The sequence below is a fragment of the Streptomyces sp. NPDC059247 genome, from assembly GCF_042754005.1.
Lineage (GTDB): Bacteria > Actinomycetota > Actinomycetes > Streptomycetales > Streptomycetaceae > Streptomyces.
This window is the reverse complement of sequence record NZ_JBHYZW010000013.1, coordinates 58,308-77,529: the sequence shown is the minus strand read 5'-3', so window position 1 is coordinate 77,529 and position 19,222 is coordinate 58,308. Positions and strand designations below refer to the sequence as shown.

Below are 19,222 nucleotides of genomic sequence, written 5' to 3'. Positions count from 1 at the left end.
CGGCGATGACTTCCCGATGGGAGCTGACGTCCGGTCAAGCGGCACACGCGGTAGAACGCCACGACTGCCCCAGGTGCCGACCGGAAGCGCGTTTTCCCCGAGAAGACCAGTACCCGCGTCAAGGCAGGACCGAGCTGGCGGAGTCGCTCGGACTGGCCCACGACTCCAAGGAGGCGGCGCCCGGCCGGACGGTGATCCTCACCGTCCGCGAGCCGCGTGCCGCGGGGAGACGCCGGGGCCCTCGGCGAGGTCGGCCCGGGTCGGTTCGCCGGTGGTCTCCAGCCACCACAGGGCGAGGAGTTCCCGGTCGTCCTCGTCGGGCCACCGGGTGGCGCGGGCCACGTCACGGCGCCGCCCCGACGGACCGAGCCGGAGGATGGCCGGTCCGGTGAAGGCGCCCGCCGGGTCGACGAGGTCGGCGGCCCGGTCGAGACCGGGCACGGGGGCGTGCCGTCGCTCGCGCCGACGGCGCCGTATCCCGTTCATGGCGATGGCGACGAGCCAGGACCTGGAGCGGGCCGGGTCGCGGAGGGCGGGCAGTCCGTCGAGGGCGCGGACCATCGCCTCCTGGACGGTGTCGTCGGTGTCGGCGTGCCCGTCGAGGGCGCGTCCGACGATGTCGTGGACGAGGGGCGGGTACGCGCGTACCAGTGTGTCCTCGGCGTGCGCGTCACCGGCCCTCGCCGCCTCCACCAGTGCGGTGGTGCGGCGCTCGTCGCCGTGCATGGATCTGCTCCCCCGCCCCTGGTCCGGGTCCCCGCCGGTGGGAGATCCGTGGGAGCGGGAGGCATAACACCGATCCGGCCACCCCGCGCGTCGGCGGCCGTCCAGGTCAGGGGGCGGGCAGACGGGGAACGGTCGCTCCGGCGCCCTCCCGGACGGCGGCCACGACGGCGTCGTGCAGGTCTCTGCTCTCCCTCTCCGAATCGCAGGGGACGGGACTGCCCGACATGGTGAACCAGTCGGATGCGCCGCTGTACTGCACGGCCACGCGTGCTTCCCGCTCGGCCCAGGTCGTGTGCACGGTCAGATCGCCCGTGACCACTCCCGCCTCGTCGGTCAGCACCCCACCTCGCCCGGTGTAGACACCGGCGGTCGTCCAAGATGCCCAGCTCATCCATCCAGGTTCACACCCGGACGGCGGATGCGCCACCGACGGGACCGCCCCGGCCGGAGGAGTTCCGGCCGGGGCGGTACGGGGCGCGCGTCGGTCAGCCGAGGGAGGCGACGGCCGCGTTGAAGGTGGCGGACGGGCGCATCACGGCCGCGGCCTTGGCCGGGTCGGGCTGGTAGTAGCCGCCGATCTCGGCCGGGGAGCCCTGGACGGCGACCAGCTCGTCGACGATCTTCCCCTCGTCGGCGGCGAGGGTCTCGGCCAGCGGCCCGAAGGCCTTCGCCAGCTCGATGTCCTCGGTCTGCGCCGCCAGCTCCTGGGCCCAGTAGAGGGCCAGGTAGAAGTGGCTGCCGCGGTTGTCGATGCCGCCGAGGCGACGGGTCGGCGACTTGTCCTCGTTGAGGAAGGTGCCGGTGGCGCGGTCGAGAGTGTCGGCGAGGACCTGGGCGCGGGTGTTGCCCGTGGACGTGGCCAGGTGCTCGAAGCTGGCGGCCAGGGCGAAGAACTCGCCGAGGCTGTCCCAGCGGAGGTAGTTCTCCTTGACGAGCTGCTGGACGTGCTTCGGGGCGGAGCCTCCGGCGCCGGTCTCGAAGAGTCCGCCACCCGCCATCAGCGGGACGACCGACAGCATCTTGGCGCTGGTGCCCAGCTCCAGGATGGGGAAGAGGTCGGTCAGGTAGTCGCGGAGGACGTTGCCGGTGACGGAGATGGTGTTCTCGCCGCGGCGGATGCGCTCCAGGGAGAACGCGGTGGCCTCGACCGGGGACAGGATCCGGATGTCCAGGCCCTCGGTGTCGTGCTCCGCCAGGTACTTCTCGACCTTGGCGATCAGCTGGGCGTCGTGGGCGCGGGCGGCGTCCAGCCAGAAGACGGCCGGGTCGCCGGTGGCGCGGGCGCGGGTGACGGCGAGCTTGACCCAGTCCTGGATGGGCAGGTCCTTGGTCTGGCAGGCGCGGAAGATGTCGCCCTCGGAGACCTCCTGCTCCAGGACGACGGCGCCCTGGGAGTCGACCAGGCGGACCGTTCCGGCCTGGGCGATCTCGAAGGTCTTGTCGTGGGAGCCGTACTCCTCGGCCTTCTGCGCCATGAGGCCGACGTTCGGGACGGAGCCCATGGTCGACGGGTCGAAGGCGCCGTGCGCGCGGCAGTCCTCGATGACGGCCTGGTACACGCCGGAGTAGCTGTGGTCCGGGAGGACGGCGAGGGTGTCGGCCTCCTTGCCGTCCGGGCCCCACATGTGGCCGGAGGTGCGGATCATGGCGGGCATCGAGGCGTCGACGATGACGTCGGACGGCACGTGCAGGTTGGTGATGCCCTTGTCGGAGTCGACCATGGCGAGCGCCGGACCGTCGGCGAGCTCGGCGTCGAAGGACGCCTTGATCTCCTCGCCGAGGCCGTGCGGGAGGGACTCCAGGCCCTTGAGGACGGTGCCGAGGCCGTCGTTCGGGGACAGACCGGCACCGGCGAGCACCTCGCCGTACTTGGCGAAGGTCGCCGGGAAGAAGGCGCGGACGACGTGGCCGAAGACGATCGGGTCGGAGACCTTCATCATGGTGGCCTTGAGGTGCACGGAGAAGAGCACGTCCTCGGCCTTGGCGCGGGCGACCTGCTCGCCGAGGAAGGTGCGGAGGGCGGCGGCGCGCATGACGGCGGCGTCGACGACCTCACCGGCGATGACCTTCAGCGGCTCGCGGAGCTCGCTGACGGTGCCGTCGGCGGCGGTGAACTCGAAGCGGAGGGTGTCGTCCTGGGCGATGACGACGGACTTCTCCGTGGCGGCGAAGTCGTTGTCGTCCATGGTGGCGACGTTGGTCCGGGACTCGGCGGTCCAGGCGCCCATGCGGTGCGGGTGGTTCTTGGCGTAGTTCTTCACCGAGCCGGGCGCGCGCCGGTCGGAGTTGCCCTCGCGCAGGACCGGGTTGACGGCCGAGCCCTTGATCTTGTCGTAACGGGCGCGGACGTCCTTGTCCTGGTCCGTCTTCGGGTCGTCCGGGTAGTCCGGGAGGGCGTAGCCCTGCGCCTGGAGCTCGGCGACGGCGGCCTTGAGCTGCGGGATGGACGCCGAGACGTTCGGCAGCTTGATGATGTTGGCGCCGGGCGTCTTGGCGAGGTCACCGAGCTCGGAGAGGGCGTCGGCGATGCGCTGGCCCTCCTCCAGGTACTCGGGGAAGACGGCGATGATACGGCCCGCGAGGGAGATGTCCCGCGTCTCGACCGTGACGCCGGCCTGCGAGGCGTACGCCTGGACCACAGGCAGGAACGAGTACGTCGCCAGGGCAGGCGCCTCGTCAGTGTGGGTGTAGATGATGGTCGAGTCAGTCACCGGGTGCTCCGCTCCACGTCTGCGTATGCGAGATTGCTCGACATCAAGATATCTCGTGACCGTGGTCATCGGTAAAGGGGCCCACCAGCTCTCCGTCACCCGGGGCTCCGGCGGCTTCCACGAAGGGTCCGCCGAGGCGGTACGGGGTGGGGGCGCCGTCGATGTCGACGCGGCGGAGCAGGAGGAGCGGGAGCAGCCCGACCGCGGCGGTCACCCCGGCGGCGAGGGCCTGGCCGCAGCGGTGGGCGAGCCGTAGTCCGGCCGGGTCGTAGGGGGCGGTGGCGGGCAGGGCGAGGGTGCCGCCGAGGAGCCAGAGGCCGGTGCCGAGTCCGGCGACGGCGAGCAGGACGAGCGGCACGGTCACCGGGAGCCCCGGCAGGACGGCGCCCCGGCGGGGGCCGGGCCGCACCTTGCCCTTGCGGGCGCGGACCGCGAGGAGGCCGCTGAAGACGGCGAGGACGACGAGGGCGGCGGCGATGACGTCGCCGGGGCGGTGCCGTCCGTCCGCGAGGGTGTACGCGCCGACGGCGACGGCCCAGAGGGTTCCGCCGCCGACCGCGAGGGCGCGCAGCCGGTACGGGGTCACCAGGACCAGGCCGAAGGCCAGGCCGAGGGCGAGGGTGGTCTGGGCGCTGGGGAAGCCGCTGGTGACGAGGGCGCCGCCGGTGTCGAGGAGCCGGGGGCGGGGCGCGTACCACTGGAGGAGCCCGGTGACGGCGAGGGCGGTGACCACCCCTCCGGCGGCGAGCCCGGTGAGGGCGTACCGCTTGCCTATCAGGCCCACGGCGACCAGGAGCACACCGCCGGTGACGAGGGAGAGGGTGGTGAGCCCGGCCGCCGAGGGGTGGTCGCGGAGCAGGGTGACGGCGGCGCCGTCGGCGCGGCGGCCGGTCAGGGCGGCGTCGCCCCAGCGACGGCCGGTCGCGGTGAGCACCAGGCCCGCGTAGACGACGGTGAGGAGGAGGACGGCCCCGAGGCAGGCGCGCCGGGCGCGGGTGCGGACCCGGGCGCTGAACGATCCGGCGGCCTCGCCCGCCACCGCCGCGTACCACCAGGTGTTTCCGGACTCCAGCGGCACGGGGAAGCCGCCCGCGCGGGGCCTGTCGTAGGAAGCCATGCCCTGATTCGAACCCACGAGCGGCGGGCCTGCCCGCTGGACTCACCCGAACGGCACACCGGGACGGGGCGCGGTCGGAGGGGCGGGTGCGCACCAGGGAGTCCGCGCGCTTCCTCGGGGGGCGTCTGCCGTGTCGTGACCGGCGCTCGGGACCGGGGCCGGGGCCGGGGCCGGGATCGGACGCCTACGCCGACCGCCGATGTCGACCGGGGGGGGTGGGCCGGGCCTCGTTCAGTGGCTGGATCGGGCCGGGCCGGACCGGGCGGGCGCGGTCGGCGAGGGGCACGAGGGGCTCAGCCCTCACACAGGCCCTGGCGGCCCTGGTGGGCTCCGCAGCCGTCCGGGTCCCTGTGATCCCGTCGGGCCCCGGCGGTTCACGGGTTCTGGTGATGCCAGAGGATTCGGCGGTTCACGGGTCCCGGTGATCCCAGAGGACTCGGCAGTCCCCCGCGTCCCGGCGGCCCCGGCCCGCTCACTCGGCGGTGCCGCAGGCCCCGCCGGTCCCCCCTCGGCTCAGCGGTCCGTGTGGGGGCGCTGTGAGACGACGATCAGGACGAATCCGCCGAGCATCACGAGGAGCTTCACGACTCCGATCGCGGAGTCGGTCCCCGGGTCGTCGAGGAGCGGGCCGCACGCCTGGATCGCGAAGGCGACCGCGAGGACCAGCAGGGCCCGGCCGAAGAGCGCGGTGCGGTGGACGTGTCGGCGCTGCCACGGCGGCACCCAGCCGGAGCGGAGCGCGGCCGTCCCGGCAGCGGCGAGCAGCACCGCGAGCAGGGCGCTCGGCACCGCGAGGTACCAGGACATGGTCCACCTCCGTGTCGTCCGGCTCACCGCCGGAAGTTCGGCGCGATCATGCCATGGAAAAGTGTCCGGAACGAGATCCCGGGAGAAGTGCGGGACGCTCGGGAAGGAACGGGACACGGGCAGGAGGGAACGGCGTCTCCGGGCAGGGGCCCCGTGGCCGGATCGGGGCGCTCAGGAGGACGCGCGGACCACGAGTTCCGTCGGGAGCATCCGGCGCGGCTGGCCGTCCGGTCCGCTGGGGTCGGCGATCTCCTCCAGGAGCATCCGGGCCATCGTGCGGCCCATCTCCTCGATGGGCTGCCGGACGCTGGTCAGCGGCGGGTCCATCAGCCGGGCGACCTGCGAGTCGTCGACACCGACCAGGGCCACGTCCTCCGGCACCCGGCGCCCCGCCTCCCGCAGCACCCCGCGCGCCCCGGCCGCCATCACGTCGGACGCGGCGAACACCGCGTCCAGCCCCGGCCTGCGGTCCAGCAGCTCCCGCATCGCCCGCCGCCCGCCCTCCTCGGTGAAGTCGCCCACCGCGACCAGCCCCTCGTCGGGCGCGAGACCGGCCTCGGCCAGGCCCTCCCGGTAGCCGTCCAGACGGCAGCGGGCCACGTACATGTCGAGGGGGCCGGTGACGGTGGCGATCCCGCGTCGGCCACGGCCCGCGAGGTGGGCGACGGCGGCGCGCCCGGCGCCGGTGTTGTCGGAGTCGACGAAGGCGACGCGCTCGTCCTCGGTGCGGCGTCCGTTCATGACGGCGGGCAGCCCGAGGGCCCTGACCTGGTCGGGCAGCGGGTCCCGTCCGTGCACGGAGACGAGGAGGACGCCGTCGACGCGCTGTGAGGCGAGGTACTGCTCGAACCGCTGCCGCTCCTGCTCGCTGCGGATCAGGGTGAGCAGCAACTGCTTGTCGGCGTCGGCGAGTTCGCTGCTGACGCCTCGGATGATGTCGAGGAAGTAGGGCTCCGCGAAGAGCCGGGCCTCGGTCTCGGGGATGACCAGGGCGACGGCGTCCGTACGGCTTCCGGCCAGTGCGCGGGCGGCCCGGTTGGGGACGTAACCGAGTTCGGCGACGGCCCGCTCGACGGCCGCCTTGGCCTGTTCGCTCACCCGGGGGGAGCCGTTGATCACCCGGGAGACCGTGCCCCGGCCGACCCCGGCCCTGGCCGCGACCTCCTCCAAGGTGGGCCTGCCGGTCTGCCGCCCGTTCGCCGCCATGTGCCGCTCCTCCCCTCGGGCCGCCGCGCCCCGCCTGCGTGCGAACCTACCAGGCGGGGCCCCGGGCGCCCGGGGCGCGGCGGGACGGTCCGGGCGGGAGCGGCGCGGGTCCCCGGGGACCCGTCCACGGCCCCCCGGGCAGGCCCCGCGTCCACCGCTCGACCGGCCCCCGGTCCGCTCCCCGGCAGCCCTCGGCCGGTCCTCCGCACAACCCTTCGACCGGTCAGGTCGGTCCTCGGCCGGGTCCGATCGATCCTCGTACGGGGCCGGTCAGTCCTCGGCCGGGGCGAGTTCGGCCATGGCGCCCCAGCCCTGCTGGGGGACCTCGACGTTGATGATCTCCGGTGTGGTGGCGACGGCTCCGGCCATGGCCGCGAGACCGGCCTTGAAGTGGTCGGAGGCGACGTGGACGGCGCCCGCGTCGGCGTCGGCGAAGGCCTCCAGGAGGACGAAGACGTTCGGGTCGTCGACGCTGCGGGACCAGTCGAAGAAGAGGTTGCCGGGCTCGGCCCGGGTGTCGCGGGTGAAGTCCGCGACCAGGTCGAGCCAGCGGTCGGCGTGGTCGGGGCGGACGGTGAAACGGACGGCGATGAAGATCATGCGTCCAGCGTGCGGGGGCCCGCCGGGGGCCGCAAGGCGACGCGGTCAGGATTCCGGCAGCGCCGGAAAGTCCGGTACGGCACGGACCAGGGCGGCTCTGATCTCCCCGTGCCGCCGCCCGAAGTCGGCGGTCGGCAGGGAGACGGACAGCGCGTGCAGGATGCCGTCGCCGCGCTCGGGAAGCGCCACGGCGACACAGGTGTACGCGAGGTCCGCCTCGCCCACCGACACGGCGAAGCCCTGGCCGCGCACCCGGTCGGTCTCGGCCTCGAAGCGCTCGGCGCTGGTGATCGTCCGCTCGGTGAACCGGGCCATCCCGTGCTCCGTCAGATAGCGGCGGCGCAACGGGCGCGGGAGGGCGGCGAGCAGTGCCTTGCCGTGGGCGGTGGCGTGGGCGCGGACCTCCGGGCCCGGGGTGAAGGGGTGGGCGGCGTCGGTGACCGGGGCGGTGGTGTCGACGACGGTGATCAGGCCGTCGCGGTACGCGGTGTGGTACGCCTCCGCTCCGGTGGCCCGGCGCAGTCGGCCGAGGAGTTCACCGGTCCCGGCGCCGAGTCCGTGGTGGCGCTGGTGGGAGCGGTGCAGGGCCGGGACGCGGGGGCCGGGCGCGTACCCCTCGGCGGTGCGGACGAGGTAGCCGCGCGCGAGCAGCGGGCCGGTGAGGTGGTAGACGGTCGAGAGCGCGCAGCCGAGCCGCCGGGCCAGCGCCTTCGCCCCGACGGGCCGGTCGGCGTCGGCGACGGCGTCGAGGACGGCGAGGGCCCGGTCGACGGACTGGGGCCCCGGGCTGGGGGAGGACGCGGACACCGGTCCAGCGTAGTCGGGTGGCCGGGGCACGTCGCCGTGGCCCGGCCACCCGGCTGGGGCGGTCGTGGGCCGGGGATCAGCGGCCGGGGAAGGGGAAGGGGAGGCGGGCCGACGCCTGGGCCGGGGTCGAGTTCGGGCTCGGGTTCGGGTTCGGGTTCGGGTTCAGGTTCGGCGAGGCCGGACGGGGGTCGGCCGCCGGGGGCTGGTTCGCCGCGCAGGTGACGTCCCGGGAGGGAAGCCTGCCGGTGGTCAGATACGTCGTGGCGAGAGCGTCCGCGCAGGCGCTGATCCCGAGCGCGTACACGCCGTGGCCCTGCCCCTCGTCCACGGTCACCAGCCGGGAAGCCTTCAGCGCGCGGCGCAGTCCGAGCGCGGCGGCCAGAGGGGTCTGCGGGTCCCACTCGTTCTGGACGATGAGCGCGGGGACCTTGTTGTCGACCTTGGTGGCCGCTTCGGCCGGGCGGTCCCCGTAGGCGCACGGGAAGATGTTCGAGACGGAGTCGCCGTACAGGGGGTAGCGGACGCTGTCGCGCCGGGAGTCGGCCCGGTAGACGGCCGGGTCGGTGGGCCAGCTCGCGTCACCGCACATGATCGCGAGGTAGCTCGCCAGCTCGTTGTCGGTGGGCACGAAGGTCGGGAAGGCCGGGACCGGTCGGCCCTCGGCGGCGTCCCGGAGCAGCCCCAGGGTCCGGGCGGCGACCGGCGGATGGCTGATCTCCCAGCGTATGTACTCGCGGATCGCGGCGCCGTCGAACCTGGTCCCGCCGAGGTCGAGCGGCTCCCGGTCGGCGCGCGCGACGATGTCCCAGAACAGCCTCTCGACCTCGGCGGGCGTGTCGCCGAGTCCGTACCGCGCCGCGTTGCGAGCGGTCCACTCCGTCCACCGGTCGAAGGTGGTCTCGGCCTGTTCCGCCCATGACCGCGCCATGCCCCGCCAGACCCGTCCGGGGTCGACCGCGCTGTCCAGGACGAACCGGTCGGCCCGGCGCGGGAACAGCTGGGTGTACACGGAACCGAGGTAGGTCCCGTACGACAGCCCGAAGTACGAGATCTTCCGCTCGCCGAGGGCCGCGCGGATGACGTCCATGTCGCGGGCGGTGTCGCGGGTGCTGATGTGCGGGAGCGTCTCCCCGCCGAGCCTCCGGCACCGCTCCGCGATGTCCCGCGCCCAGGCGACGTCCTCGGCGAACGTCGCGTCCTTGTACGGCCGGTACGTCCGCCGTTCGTCGGCGGTGGTCGTCCCGCAGGCGAGGGGAGTGCTGGCGCCGACCCCTCGGGGGTCGAAACCGATCAGGTCGTACCGGTCCTTCACGGACTGCGGCAGGAGACCGCTGAGCGCGAGGGGGTAGAAGAGCCCGGAGGTGCTGGGTCCACCCGGATTGAACAGGAGGACGCCCCGGCGCGCGGCCGGATCGGCGGCCTTGATCCGGGACAGCGACAGATCGATCTTCCTGCCGCGCGGCTCGCGGTGGTCGAGGGGCACCTTCAGGGTCGCGCACTCGACGGTCGCGGGGGTGTCACCGCCGCAGCTCCGCCAGGCCGAGAGGGGGGAGGGCGGAGCCGCCACCGGCGAACCGGGGCCGGCCGCGGGGGTGGCCGCCGCCGTGGTGCCGAGAAGCGTGAAGGTGAGGACCGCGGCGACGCCCAGGGCCGCCGTCTTGGAGGTCGCTCTTCGTCTCAGGAGCAAGGGAGTGCCTTCGTTCGCTGGGATGGTGAATGGCGCTCTTCAGTGGTCCGGAGGGACGGACCGCGAGGTCGTCGATCAGCTGACCACCTTATGGCGTACGGGAGTTGGGATCCACGTTTCGCCAGGGGCCGCGGGGCGACGGAGCTCCGGGACGGCCGACGACCCGGTGGCGCCCGGTGCCGTCCGGAGCCGGGCGGGCACGGTCAGCGGACGGGGGCCGACGCGGTCCCCCTCCGAGCGCCGGGACGCGCGAGCCGTGAAGGCCCGGGAGAAGCTCGGGAGGGCCCACGGGCTCGGTGCGGGCGGCCCGTGGCGCGAGTCCGGGATCCGCCGGACACGCCCCGCCCCCTCCCAGACGGATCCGGGGCCGCACCCGGCACCCGCCCGGGCCGCCACGCTCCGCACTACCCGCGCTGCTCTCCGTATCCCCGCAGGTCAAACGGTCTTTATGTGCACAAGACACTCTTTCGGCGTACCGTCGAGTGGTTCCCACCCTCGACGCCACGGGAGAGCGTGTGCCCCGCTCCAGTACCGATCATGCCCCGACGACTCACCGGGGGCGCCGTCCGCGTCTGAGGACGGCGGCGATCGCGACGGGTGTGGTCGCCGTCGTCGCGGGCGGGCTGTACACGGCCGGGCTCCTCACCGTCGGCGACGACATATCCGCCGGCACCCGTGTCGGCGGCGTGGACATAGGCGGCATGAGCCGCGCGGCGGCCGAGACCAAGCTGTCGGCCGAGGCTCCGGCCGCGTGGAGCGCCCCGATCCCCGTACGGGTCGGCGACCGCGCGATGACCGTGCCGCCCGCCGCCGCGGGCCTCACCGTGGACACGGCGAGGACCGCCGAGCTGGCGGCCGACCCGTCCCGCGACCCCTTCACCGTCATCGGGCGGCTCTTCTCCTCGGGCGAGCGGGAGATACGGCCCGTCCTGGCGTACGACGACGCCAAGGCGAAGGCGACCGTGGCCGACCTCGCGAAGAAGAACGACCGCGCGGTCCGCGAGGGCTCCGTCGCCTTCCGTGACGGCAAGGCCGTCTCGACACAGCCCGTCACCGGCCAGAAGCTGGACACCGGGCGGGCCGTGGAGAACCTGCGCGCCGCCTACCCGGCCGCCACCGGCGCCGCGCCCGTGGTGCTGCCCGTGACGATGACCGAGCCGAAGCTGCCCGCCGCGGAACTGAACCGTTTCCTCGACGCGTACGCGAAGCCCGCCGTCTCCGGTCCCGTGACGCTCACGGCGGGCCAGGAGCGGCTGCGGATCTCCGCCTCGACGCTCAGCGACCACCTCACCGTGAAGCCGCAGGACGGCGGGCTGACGGCCGCGCTGGACGCGGAGGCGCTGCTGCGCGACCCGGACGTGTCCCGTCCGCTGGCCTCGATGACGGGTGCGCCGGTCGAGGCGCGCCTCGGGGTCCAGAACGGCCAGGTCGTGGTGGAGCGGGAGGGCAAGCCGGGCCGCGAGGTCACCGCGAAGGCCCTCGGTGACGCCGTACGGCCGCTGCTCACGAAGACCGGCGCGGAGGCGCGGACCGCGCCGGTGGCCACCGAGGTCACCCAGCCCGAGCTGACCGGCGACTCGCTGGCCCGGCTCGGCATCACCGAGCAGATGTCGTCCTTCACGGTGGACTTCCCGGTCGCGCCCTACCGGACGACGAACATCGGCCGGGCGGCCGAGCTGATCAACGGCTCGTTGGTGCGGCCGGGCGAGGTCTGGAGCTTCAACCAGACGGTCGGCGAGCGGACCGCGGACAACGGTTTCGTCGACGGCACGATGATCCTGGACGGCCAGTACCGGTCCGCGCCGGGCGGCGGCGTGTCGGCGATGGCGACCACCGTCTTCAACGCCATGTTCTTCGCCGGGGTGAAGCCCGTCGAGTACGGCGCCCACTCCTTCTACATCGAGCGCTATCCGGCCGGCCGCGAGGCGACCGTGGCCTGGGGTTCGCTGGACCTGAAGTTCCGCAACGACACGGACAAGCCGATCTACATCAAGGCGGGCGCGACGGACTCGTCGGTCACGGTGAGCTTCCTCGGGACGAAGAAGTACGACTCCGTGGAGGCGGTCGCCGGTCCGCGCACCAATCTCACGGAGCCCGCGAAGCGCGAGGGCACCGGCGAGGCGTGTATGCCGCAGCAGCCGCTCGAAGGCTTCGACATCTCGGTGGACCGGGTGTTCAAGAACGGCGGCGCCGAGGTGAAGCGCGAGACGTTCAAGACGCACTACACCCCGCGTGACGAAGTGATCTGCAAGTGACCCGCGAGTGACCGAGGGCTGAGCGGAGACGGCGAAGCCGACCCCGCGGGCGCGGGGAAGGCGGGGACGAGGGCGAGAGCGGGCGACGGAAGCGGCGGCGGGAGCGCCGGGTGTCCACCGGGCGACCGCCGGGCGGCCCCGGGGCGAACGCCGCCCGGACGGCCCCCGCCGCAGGACGTCCCCCGGGCCGTACGGGTGTCTTCCCCGGCCGGAAGGGTGTCTTCCCGTACGGCAGGGGCATGACTCCGGAGCGCGGCCCGCAGGCTCCGGGGCCCGTCACGCCGACCCGCCGGAGGCCCGCCTTGGCCGTGCGCAGCGATCCTTTCGAGCGGCTCCTCGGCGACGCGGCGGGGGCGGGGGTGTACCCGGGCGCGGCGTGGGCCGTGGGAGACGCGGACGGCGTCCTGACGGAGGGTGCCGTCGGGGTCCTCGACCCCTCGCACCCCGGGGAGCCGGTGCGGCCGGACACACTGTTCGACGTGGCGAGCCTCACCAAGATCCTCGCGGTGTGGGCGGTGATCGGCACCCTCGTCGACGCGGGGAAGCTGGACCTGACGGCACCGCTGGGCACCTACTGGCCCGAGGCGGCGGGGCGGCCCCTCGCCGGGGCCACGGCCCACCACCTCCTCACGCACACCGCGGGCCTCCCGCCGCGCGCCAACCTCCGGCACCTGTACGGCTCCGATCCGCAGGACGTCAGGGACGGTGTCCTCGGGGAGCGGCTGCGGCACCCGCCGGGGGACGCCGTCACCTACACCGACCGGGCGGCGCTGATCCTCGGCTATCTCGCCGAGCACCTCACCCACGAGCCGCTCCCCCGGCTGGCCGAGGAGCGGGTCTGGGGCCCGCTGGCCATGACGGAGACCCGGTTCGGTCCGCTGCCGCCCCGGCTGCGGGAGCGGTGCGCGCCGACGGAGTACGACGAGGAGTCCGGCGGTCCGCTCCGGGGCACCGTCCACGACTTCTCGGCCCGTCTGCTCGGCGGGGCCTGCGGGATCGCGGGGGTGTTCACCACCACCGCCGACACCGGACGGTTCCTGCGCCGGTTGCTCGACCCGGGACCCGGCCCGCTCCCGCCCGCCTGGACGGCCGCGTCACTGCGCGTCCGCACCGGTGAACTCCTGCCGCCGCGCGGGCTGTTCTGGCACCCGGCGCCGGAGACGGACCCGGCGCGGGACATCTGGGCGCATTTCGGCTTCACGGGCACGGGCGCCTGGGTGTCCCCGGCCGACGGCCGTTGGGCGGTGCTCCTCACCAATCGACTGCGGCTCACCCGCGATCCGGGGCCGCTGGCCCGCGTCCGGGACGGCTTCCGGGCCCTCGCCTTCCCGTGACGCCTTCGTCCGCACCCCCCGACAGAAGGTGCTGTGACGTACGTCACCTGTTAAAGGTCCTTTAAGGAGCAAGGCCACGAAGCTTCCGCTATCGCCCGCATTACGGCGAGTTGACGCCCGCTTTGAACGCCGGTCAACATCTCCACAGCTTTGTCACACCCCCCTCGGCTACCCCTCATCCGGAGCACTCGATGCGTAACAGGGCTGCCCCGATCACAGCGGTCACCTCCGTCGCCCCCGAGACCGCGCCTCCCGAGCCGCCCCCCGGCGACCACGTCTTCGGGCAGCTCGCGGGACCGGGCCACGACGGCGCGGGCGCGCGCGGGCAGGACGTCGAACTCTTCGACGCCACCCTCCGGTTGCCGCCGGTTCCGGCCCACGACCCGGTCGGCGGCGCCCCGGTGGCACCCCTCGCGCCCCGCCGGTCCCGGCACGCCCGGACGGTGTCCCCGGCGCGCAGGTCCATGGCGCTCCCCCTGACCCTGGCGGGAGCCCTCTCGGCGGGCCTCGGCATGGCCCTGTCGGTCTGGCTCTCCCCCGAGCACTCCCCCACCACGGCACCGACGACACCGCTCGCCCTGCCCGACGCGGCGCCCCACGCGACGGCGGATCACACCCCCGACGCGGGTACGTCGGCCGGACCGGCGACACCGCCCGCCCGGACCGCGGCCACCCCGTCCCGCACCCCCGCGCCGACGCCCTCCGCCACCACCGCGCCGCCGGAGGACCCGGCCCCGGTGGTGCCCGCCACGGCCGCCCCGGCCACCACCCCGCCCGCGTTCGGCCCCGGGACGACCCGCCCGCCGTCCTCGCAGCGCCCGCACCAGGACGGACAGCAGTCGCCCCGGGACCTCTCGGTCGGCAGCACCGGCCCCGACGTCGCCGAGCTCCAGGTGCGGCTCCAGGAGCTGTCCCTCTACCTCGGCTCGGCCGACGGGGTGTTCAGCCAGGACGTGGCGCAGGCCCTGGGCCGTTTCCAGATCGCGCGGAACGTCCCGGACGCGCCGGGCGTGTACGGCCCCGCCACCCGGGCCGCCCTGCGGGTCGAGACCAGCGGCCGACGCTAGACCGTCCCCTTCGGGCCCTGCCCGGCGCCCGCGCGGTGGGGCCCAGCGGTCCGGGACGCCTCGGGACGCGATGCGGGAAGGGGGCCCGCGCACCCCCGGAGAGCTGCGCCGATGGCGTCCCACAGGGGTCCCGGAGGGTCTGGGACGGCGCGGGGCGCGGTGTCCCCACCGGCTCCCGTTGATATTTTCCTACCCGGCGGGCGGTGTCCTCGCGGGCAGCGCGTCCAGACCTTCCAGACATTCGTCGATCCGCTTGCCCAGATTGTGCTCGCGGGCCAGTTCCAGACAGGTTTCCCAGGTCGCGCGGGCGGCGTCCCACTCCTCGAAGTGGTGATGGGCACGCGCGGTGAAGACCAGACAGTCGGCCGTACCACCGACGTCGTTCATCCGGTGCCGGATGCCCAGCGCCTCCGCGAGGGAGGCGAAGGCCTCGTCGCGGCGCCCGAGGGCACGGAGGATGTCGCCGTACTTGGTGAGAGAAGTGGCGAGGAACAGGCGTTGTCCGTCGGTGCGCAGCAGCTCGATCACGCGACGGGCGTCCGCCGCCGCCTGGTCGAGGTCGCCGAGGAGCTGCCGGGCGTCCGCGATCCGGCTGAGGACGAGCGTCTCGCCCTGGGTGTTGCCCGCCTCGCGGTACAGGTCGCGGGAGAGTTCGGCGTGCGTGAGCGCCCGTTCGGCGTCCTCGATCTGGGAGTAGAGGGACGACATGTTGCCGAGGATCGAGGCCTGGGCCAGGACGTCGCCACGGCCGGTGAAGAGTTCCAGGGCGATCCTGAGGTGGGCGAGGCAGGCCTCGTTGCGGAAGGCCATGCCGTGGGCGACGGCCATGCGCCGGTGCAGCCAGGCCTGGCCGAGGGTGTCGTCGTGAGCGCGGGCGATCTCCATGGCCTGCCCGAGGCAGGCGTCCCACTCGGCGGTCCACCAGTGCGTACCGGCGTATCCGAAGAGTCCCACGGCGAGCCGCCACGCCATGTCGGAGCGGCCCAGTTCCCCGGCGCGGGTCAGCGCCTCCCGGATGGCGGGGAGTTCCCTGGCGGTCCAGCGGATGGCCTGGTCGTCGTCGGCGAACTCGGGCAGTGCCGGGGGCGTCCCGGCGGGCGGATCGAGGGGCGGCGGGGACTGCGTCTCGTGGGTGGCGGCCCGGGAGGCGCGGAGCAGGGCCGTGACGTACCAGGAGAGCAACCGGAGGACGGCCGCGGTGCGTTCGGCCTCGGTCTCCTCCTCCTCGCCGCGCTGCCAGGCGTACTCGCCGAGGAGGTCGTGGAGCACGTACCGGTCGGGTTCCGGGGTGAGGACGAGGTGGGCGTCGGCGAGGACGTCGAGGACGGCCGCCGCGCGGGCCTCGGTGACGTCGAGCAGGGCGGCGGCGGACTGCGGGGTGACCTGGTGACCGGACCAGATCCGGCCGAGGAGCCGGAAGGCGCGGGCGCCTTCGCGCTCCAGCGGCTGGTCGCTGTCCCGCATGGCCACGTAACTCATGGCGAAGGTCCGCTGGACGTCGAAGTCGCCCATGGCGAGGGTCTCCAGGCGTCCCTGGTGCGGGGTGAGGCGTTTGGCGAGCAGGGCGAGCGGCCAGGACGGGCGGGAGGCGAGACGGCCGCCGACGATGTGGAGGGCGAGCGGCAGGCCGCCGCAGGCGTCCATGATGTCGGCGAGCGCCTCCGGCTCGTCGCGGACGCGTTCGGCGCCCGCGAGCCTGGCGAGCAGCGCGTGCTGGTCGGGCGCGGGCAGCGGGGACAGCGGCACCTTGACGGCGTCGGGCAGGTCGGCGAGCAGTTGCCGACTGGTGATCAGGGCGGCGCTGCGTCCTCCGGCGGGCAGCAGGGGTGCCACGTGGGCGGCGTTGCGGGCGTTGTCGAGGAGGAGCAGGACGCGGCGGTCGGCGAGGGCGGTGCGGAAGAGCAGGGCGCGGTCGTCGGTGTCCTCGGGCAGGGAGTCCCGCTGGACGCCGAGGTCGGAGAGGAAGCGGGCGAGCAGTTCGTGGGCCGACCGGGCGCCGCCGACGCAGTAGCCGCGCAGGTCGGCGTAGAGGGCGCCGTCGGGGAACGCCTCGCGGACCCGGTGGGCGACGTGGACGGCGAGCGCGGTCTTGCCGATGCCGCCCATGCCGGAGATGACGACGGGACGTATGTGCCCGGGCGGGCCCGGGACGGCGGGGTGGGGGAAGGCGTCCGGTGTGCCCGCGCGCGGGTGTTCCCCGGCCGGCTCGGGGGCGCCGAGCAGGGCGCGGATCGCGGCCACCTCGGCCGCGCGGCCGGTGAAGGAGTCGGCCTCCCAGGGGAGTTGGAAGGGCGGGCGTGAGACGGCGGTACGGGCCCGGTCCCGTGGCCGGGGGCCCGGTTCGCCGGTGAGCACGTCCTGGTGGGCGCGCTGGACGGCGGCGCTCGGTTCGGTACCGAGTTCGTCGACGAGGCTGCGGCGCAGCCGGTGGTAGACGGCGAAGGCCTCGGCCTGGCGCCCCGACCGGTGGAGGGCGAGCATCAGCCGCCGGTGGAAGCCCTCCCTGAGGGGGTGTTCGGCGGCGAGGGTGCTGAGCGGGGCGACGGCCTCGTGGTGCCGTCCGAGGCAGAGTTCCGCGTCGAAGCTCCACTCCAGGGCCTGGAGGCGGGCCTCGGCGAGCTGGTGGACGCGGAGCGCGGGCCCCTCGGTCTCGGAGAAGGGGGCGAGGTCGGCGAGGGGGGTGCCGCGCCACAGGTGTACGGCGAGCGCCGCCTCCCGGCGGACGCCCTCCCAGTCCTCGAGTCGGTGTGCCTGCTGGACGGCCCGGACGCGGGTCTCGAAGACGTCGGCGTCGAGTTCGCCCTCGTGGACGACGAGCTGGTAGCCGGGGGCGACGGTGCGCAGGCGTTCCTCGGGGCCGTCGTCGACGGTGGTGAGGGTGCGGCGCAGCCGGGTGAGGTGGTTGGCGAGGGAGGCGTCGGCGCTGGCGGGCACGGAGGCGCCCCAGAGGGCTTCCTTGAGGGCGTCGCGGGAGACGGCGCGGTTGGCCTGGAGGAGGAGCGCGGCGAGGAGGACCCGGACCTTGGGGCCGGTCACCGGACGCAGCTCCGTCCCGTCGTGGACGACGAGCGACCCGAGCAGCCCGAACTTCACCACGATGCCCCCTGCGTCAAGGTAGGCGGGCCCGCCTGCCCGTGGCGGTTCCCGACGGGCCCCATCGTACGGTTCGGCACCCCTTGATTGATCAAACCACCTGGGGGTTACCATATGAGCGCCGCCTAGCTCGAAAGATACTCTTGTGACTGTCAATGACGACTCGTTCACCAGTTGGAAGAACCGCGAGGAGATCGCGGAGTCGATGATCCCGATCATCGGGAAGCTGCACCGGGAGCAGGACGTCACCGTTCTGGTCCACAGCCGCTCCCTGGTGAACAAGTCGGTGGTCAGCATCCTCAAGACCCACCGCTTCGCCCGGCAGATCGACGGCGAGGAGCTGTCGGTCACCGAGACGCTCCCGTTCCTGCGCACGCTCACGACGCTCGACCTGGGCCCGTCCCAGATCGACATAGGCATGTTGGCCGCCGAGTACAAGAACGACGGACGCGGCCTCACGGTGGAGGAGTTCACCGCCGAGGCCGTCGCCGGAGCCACGGGCGAGAACAAGATCGAGCGCCGCGACGGGCGTGACGTGGTGCTGTACGGCTTCGGCCGCATCGGCCGCCTCGTCGCCCGGCTCCTCATCGAGAAGGCCGGTTCGGGCAACGGCCTGCGCCTGCGCGCGATCGTCGTCCGGGGCGGTGGCGACCAGGACCTGGTCAAGCGCGCCTCGCTGCTGCGCCGGGACTCGATCCACGGCCAGTTCCAGGGCACGATCACCGTCGACGAGGCGAACAGCACCATCGTCGCCAACGGCAACACGATCAAGGTGATCTACGCCAGCGACCCCTCCGAGGTCGACTACACGGCGTACGGCATCGAGAACGCCATCCTGATCGACAACACCGGCAAGTGGCGTGACCGCGCGGGCCTGTCGAAGCACCTGCGCCCCGGCATCGACAAGGTCGTCCTGACCGCGCCCGGCAAGGGCGACGTGCCGAACATCGTGCACGGCGTCAACCACGACACGATCAAGCCGGACGAGCGGATCCTGTCCTGCGCCTCCTGCACCACGAACGCGATCGTGCCGCCGCTCAAGGCGATGGCCGACGAGTACGGCGTGCTGCGCGGCCACGTGGAGACGGTCCACTCGTTCACGAACGACCAGAACCTCCTGGACAATTACCACAAGGCCGACCGCCGCGGCCGTTCCGCGCCGCTCAACATGGTGATCACCGAGACCGGTGCCGCCTCGGCCGTCGCCAAGGCGCTGCCGGAGCTGAAGGCGCCGATCACCGGCAGCTCGATCCGCGTGCCCGTCCCGGACGTCTCGATCGCGATCCTGAGCCTGCGGCTGGGCCGCGAGACCACCCGCGAGGAGGTTCTGGAGTACCTCCGCGACGTCTCGCTGCACTCGCCGCTGAAGCGCCAGATCGACTTCACCACCGCCCCCGACGCCGTCTCGATGGACTTCGTCGGCTCGCGCCACGCGTCCACCGTCGACGCGGGCGCGACCAAGGTCGACGGCGACAACGCGATCCTCTACCTCTGGTACGACAACGAGTTCGGCTACTCGTGCCAGGTCATCCGGGTCGTCCAGCACGTCTCCGGCGTGGAGTACCCGACCTTCCCGTCCCCGGCGGTCTGACCGCCCGGCCCGACGACGGCGCGCCGCACCTCCCCGGGGGTGCGGCGCGCCGTCGTTCCGGTCCCTTCCGACACATCGAAGCGGAACCTGCTATAGTCATCAGAAGTTGCAGTCGTGGTTCCCAAAGAAACTTACAAGTGCCTTTGACGATTCGACATCGTCGGGCGCTTTCTGTGTTTTCGGTGCAGTTTTCCGGACGGGGCAATCATCACGGCGACTCC

Annotated in this window: 14 protein-coding genes; 4 read left to right on the top strand and 10 right to left on the bottom strand. The window is 73.5% G+C overall.

The annotated features are described in order from the left end of the window. Positions 1-198 precede the first annotated feature (198 nt). From ACFXGN_RS22680 to ACFXGN_RS22640, 9 genes are all read right to left on the bottom strand, one after another. Positions 199-726: an RNA polymerase sigma factor gene (locus ACFXGN_RS22680; RefSeq protein WP_384862069.1), complete on the bottom strand. Its 528-nt coding sequence runs from the start codon at positions 724-726 to the stop codon at positions 199-201. 106 nt (positions 727-832) lie between these two features. Then, positions 833-1,117: a hypothetical protein gene (locus tag ACFXGN_RS22675; protein ID WP_384862066.1), complete on the bottom strand. Its 285-nt coding sequence runs from the start codon at positions 1,115-1,117 to the stop codon at positions 833-835. Positions 1,118-1,211: 94 nt separating this feature from the next. After that, positions 1,212-3,437, bottom strand: coding sequence for an NADP-dependent isocitrate dehydrogenase (locus ACFXGN_RS22670; RefSeq protein WP_384862063.1), 2,226 nt, complete (start codon positions 3,435-3,437; stop codon positions 1,212-1,214). A 43-nt stretch (positions 3,438-3,480) separates the two neighbouring features. Further along, positions 3,481-4,554 carry a phosphatase PAP2 family protein gene (locus ACFXGN_RS22665; protein WP_384862060.1) on the bottom strand — a complete coding sequence of 358 codons (1,074 nt, stop codon included), beginning with the start codon at positions 4,552-4,554 and terminating at the stop codon, positions 3,481-3,483. Between the two features lie 513 nt (positions 4,555-5,067). After that, positions 5,068-5,361: a hypothetical protein gene (locus ACFXGN_RS22660; RefSeq protein ID WP_384862057.1), complete on the bottom strand. Its 294-nt coding sequence runs from the start codon at positions 5,359-5,361 to the stop codon at positions 5,068-5,070. A gap of 171 nt (positions 5,362-5,532) precedes the next feature. Next, complete coding sequence (locus ACFXGN_RS22655) at positions 5,533-6,567, bottom strand: LacI family DNA-binding transcriptional regulator (RefSeq protein ID WP_384862055.1); 1,035 nt, start codon at positions 6,565-6,567, stop codon at positions 5,533-5,535. A gap of 270 nt (positions 6,568-6,837) precedes the next feature. Beyond that, on the bottom strand, positions 6,838-7,167 hold the full coding sequence (locus ACFXGN_RS22650; protein WP_384862052.1) for a putative quinol monooxygenase: 330 nt from the start codon (positions 7,165-7,167) through the stop codon (positions 6,838-6,840). Positions 7,168-7,212: 45 nt separating this feature from the next. Beyond that, a complete protein-coding gene (locus ACFXGN_RS22645; protein WP_384862050.1) occupies positions 7,213-7,974 on the bottom strand; it encodes an IclR family transcriptional regulator in 762 nt (253 codons plus the stop codon). Between the two features lie 76 nt (positions 7,975-8,050). Beyond that, positions 8,051-9,661: an alpha/beta hydrolase gene (locus ACFXGN_RS22640; RefSeq protein ID WP_384862048.1), complete on the bottom strand. Its 1,611-nt coding sequence runs from the start codon at positions 9,659-9,661 to the stop codon at positions 8,051-8,053. Positions 9,662-10,176: 515 nt separating this feature from the next. On the opposite strand from ACFXGN_RS22640, the gene ACFXGN_RS22635 reads away from it, so the two are divergent. The 3 genes from ACFXGN_RS22635 to ACFXGN_RS22625 all read left to right on the top strand — a co-directional run bounded on the left by ACFXGN_RS22635 (position 10,177) and on the right by ACFXGN_RS22625 (position 14,317). Further along, complete coding sequence (locus ACFXGN_RS22635; protein WP_384862045.1) at positions 10,177-11,916, top strand: VanW family protein; 1,740 nt, start codon at positions 10,177-10,179, stop codon at positions 11,914-11,916. Between the two features lie 302 nt (positions 11,917-12,218). Beyond that, entirely contained in the window at positions 12,219-13,250 is a 1,032-nt protein-coding gene (locus ACFXGN_RS22630) for a serine hydrolase domain-containing protein (protein WP_384862042.1), read from the top strand. Positions 13,251-13,441: 191 nt separating this feature from the next. Continuing rightward, positions 13,442-14,317 carry a peptidoglycan-binding protein gene (locus ACFXGN_RS22625; protein ID WP_384862039.1) on the top strand — a complete coding sequence of 292 codons (876 nt, stop codon included), beginning with the start codon at positions 13,442-13,444 and terminating at the stop codon, positions 14,315-14,317. Between the two features lie 189 nt (positions 14,318-14,506). Here the strand turns inward: ACFXGN_RS22625 and ACFXGN_RS22620 are convergent, their stop codons facing one another. Further along, positions 14,507-17,413: a BTAD domain-containing putative transcriptional regulator gene (locus ACFXGN_RS22620; RefSeq protein ID WP_384862036.1), complete on the bottom strand. Its 2,907-nt coding sequence runs from the start codon at positions 17,411-17,413 to the stop codon at positions 14,507-14,509. Positions 17,414-17,555: 142 nt separating this feature from the next. Here ACFXGN_RS22620 and ACFXGN_RS22615 point away from each other — a divergent pair, with 142 nt between their 5' ends. Further along, the gene (locus ACFXGN_RS22615; RefSeq protein WP_384862033.1) at positions 17,556-19,001 is read left to right on the top strand and encodes a glyceraldehyde-3-phosphate dehydrogenase; all 1,446 of its coding nucleotides are present in this window, start codon (positions 17,556-17,558) and stop codon (positions 18,999-19,001) included. The last annotated feature ends 221 nt before the right edge of the window (positions 19,002-19,222 follow it).

What these genes read in the sequence shown, in the direction of transcription:
- ACFXGN_RS22680 (WP_384862069.1), bottom strand. Translation starts at nt 726, where the DNA reads ATGCACGGCGACGAGCGCCGCACCACCGCACTGGTGGAGGCGGCGAGG.
- ACFXGN_RS22675 (WP_384862066.1), bottom strand. Translation starts at nt 1,117, where the DNA reads ATGAGCTGGGCATCTTGGACGACCGCCGGTGTCTACACCGGGCGAGGT.
- ACFXGN_RS22665 (WP_384862060.1), bottom strand. Translation starts at nt 4,554, where the DNA reads ATGGCTTCCTACGACAGGCCCCGCGCGGGCGGCTTCCCCGTGCCGCTG.
- ACFXGN_RS22660 (WP_384862057.1), bottom strand. Translation starts at nt 5,361, where the DNA reads ATGTCCTGGTACCTCGCGGTGCCGAGCGCCCTGCTCGCGGTGCTGCTC.
- ACFXGN_RS22655 (WP_384862055.1), bottom strand. Translation starts at nt 6,567, where the DNA reads ATGGCGGCGAACGGGCGGCAGACCGGCAGGCCCACCTTGGAGGAGGTC.
- ACFXGN_RS22650 (WP_384862052.1), bottom strand. Translation starts at nt 7,167, where the DNA reads ATGATCTTCATCGCCGTCCGTTTCACCGTCCGCCCCGACCACGCCGAC.
- ACFXGN_RS22625 (WP_384862039.1), top strand. Translation starts at nt 13,442, where the DNA reads ATGCGTAACAGGGCTGCCCCGATCACAGCGGTCACCTCCGTCGCCCCC.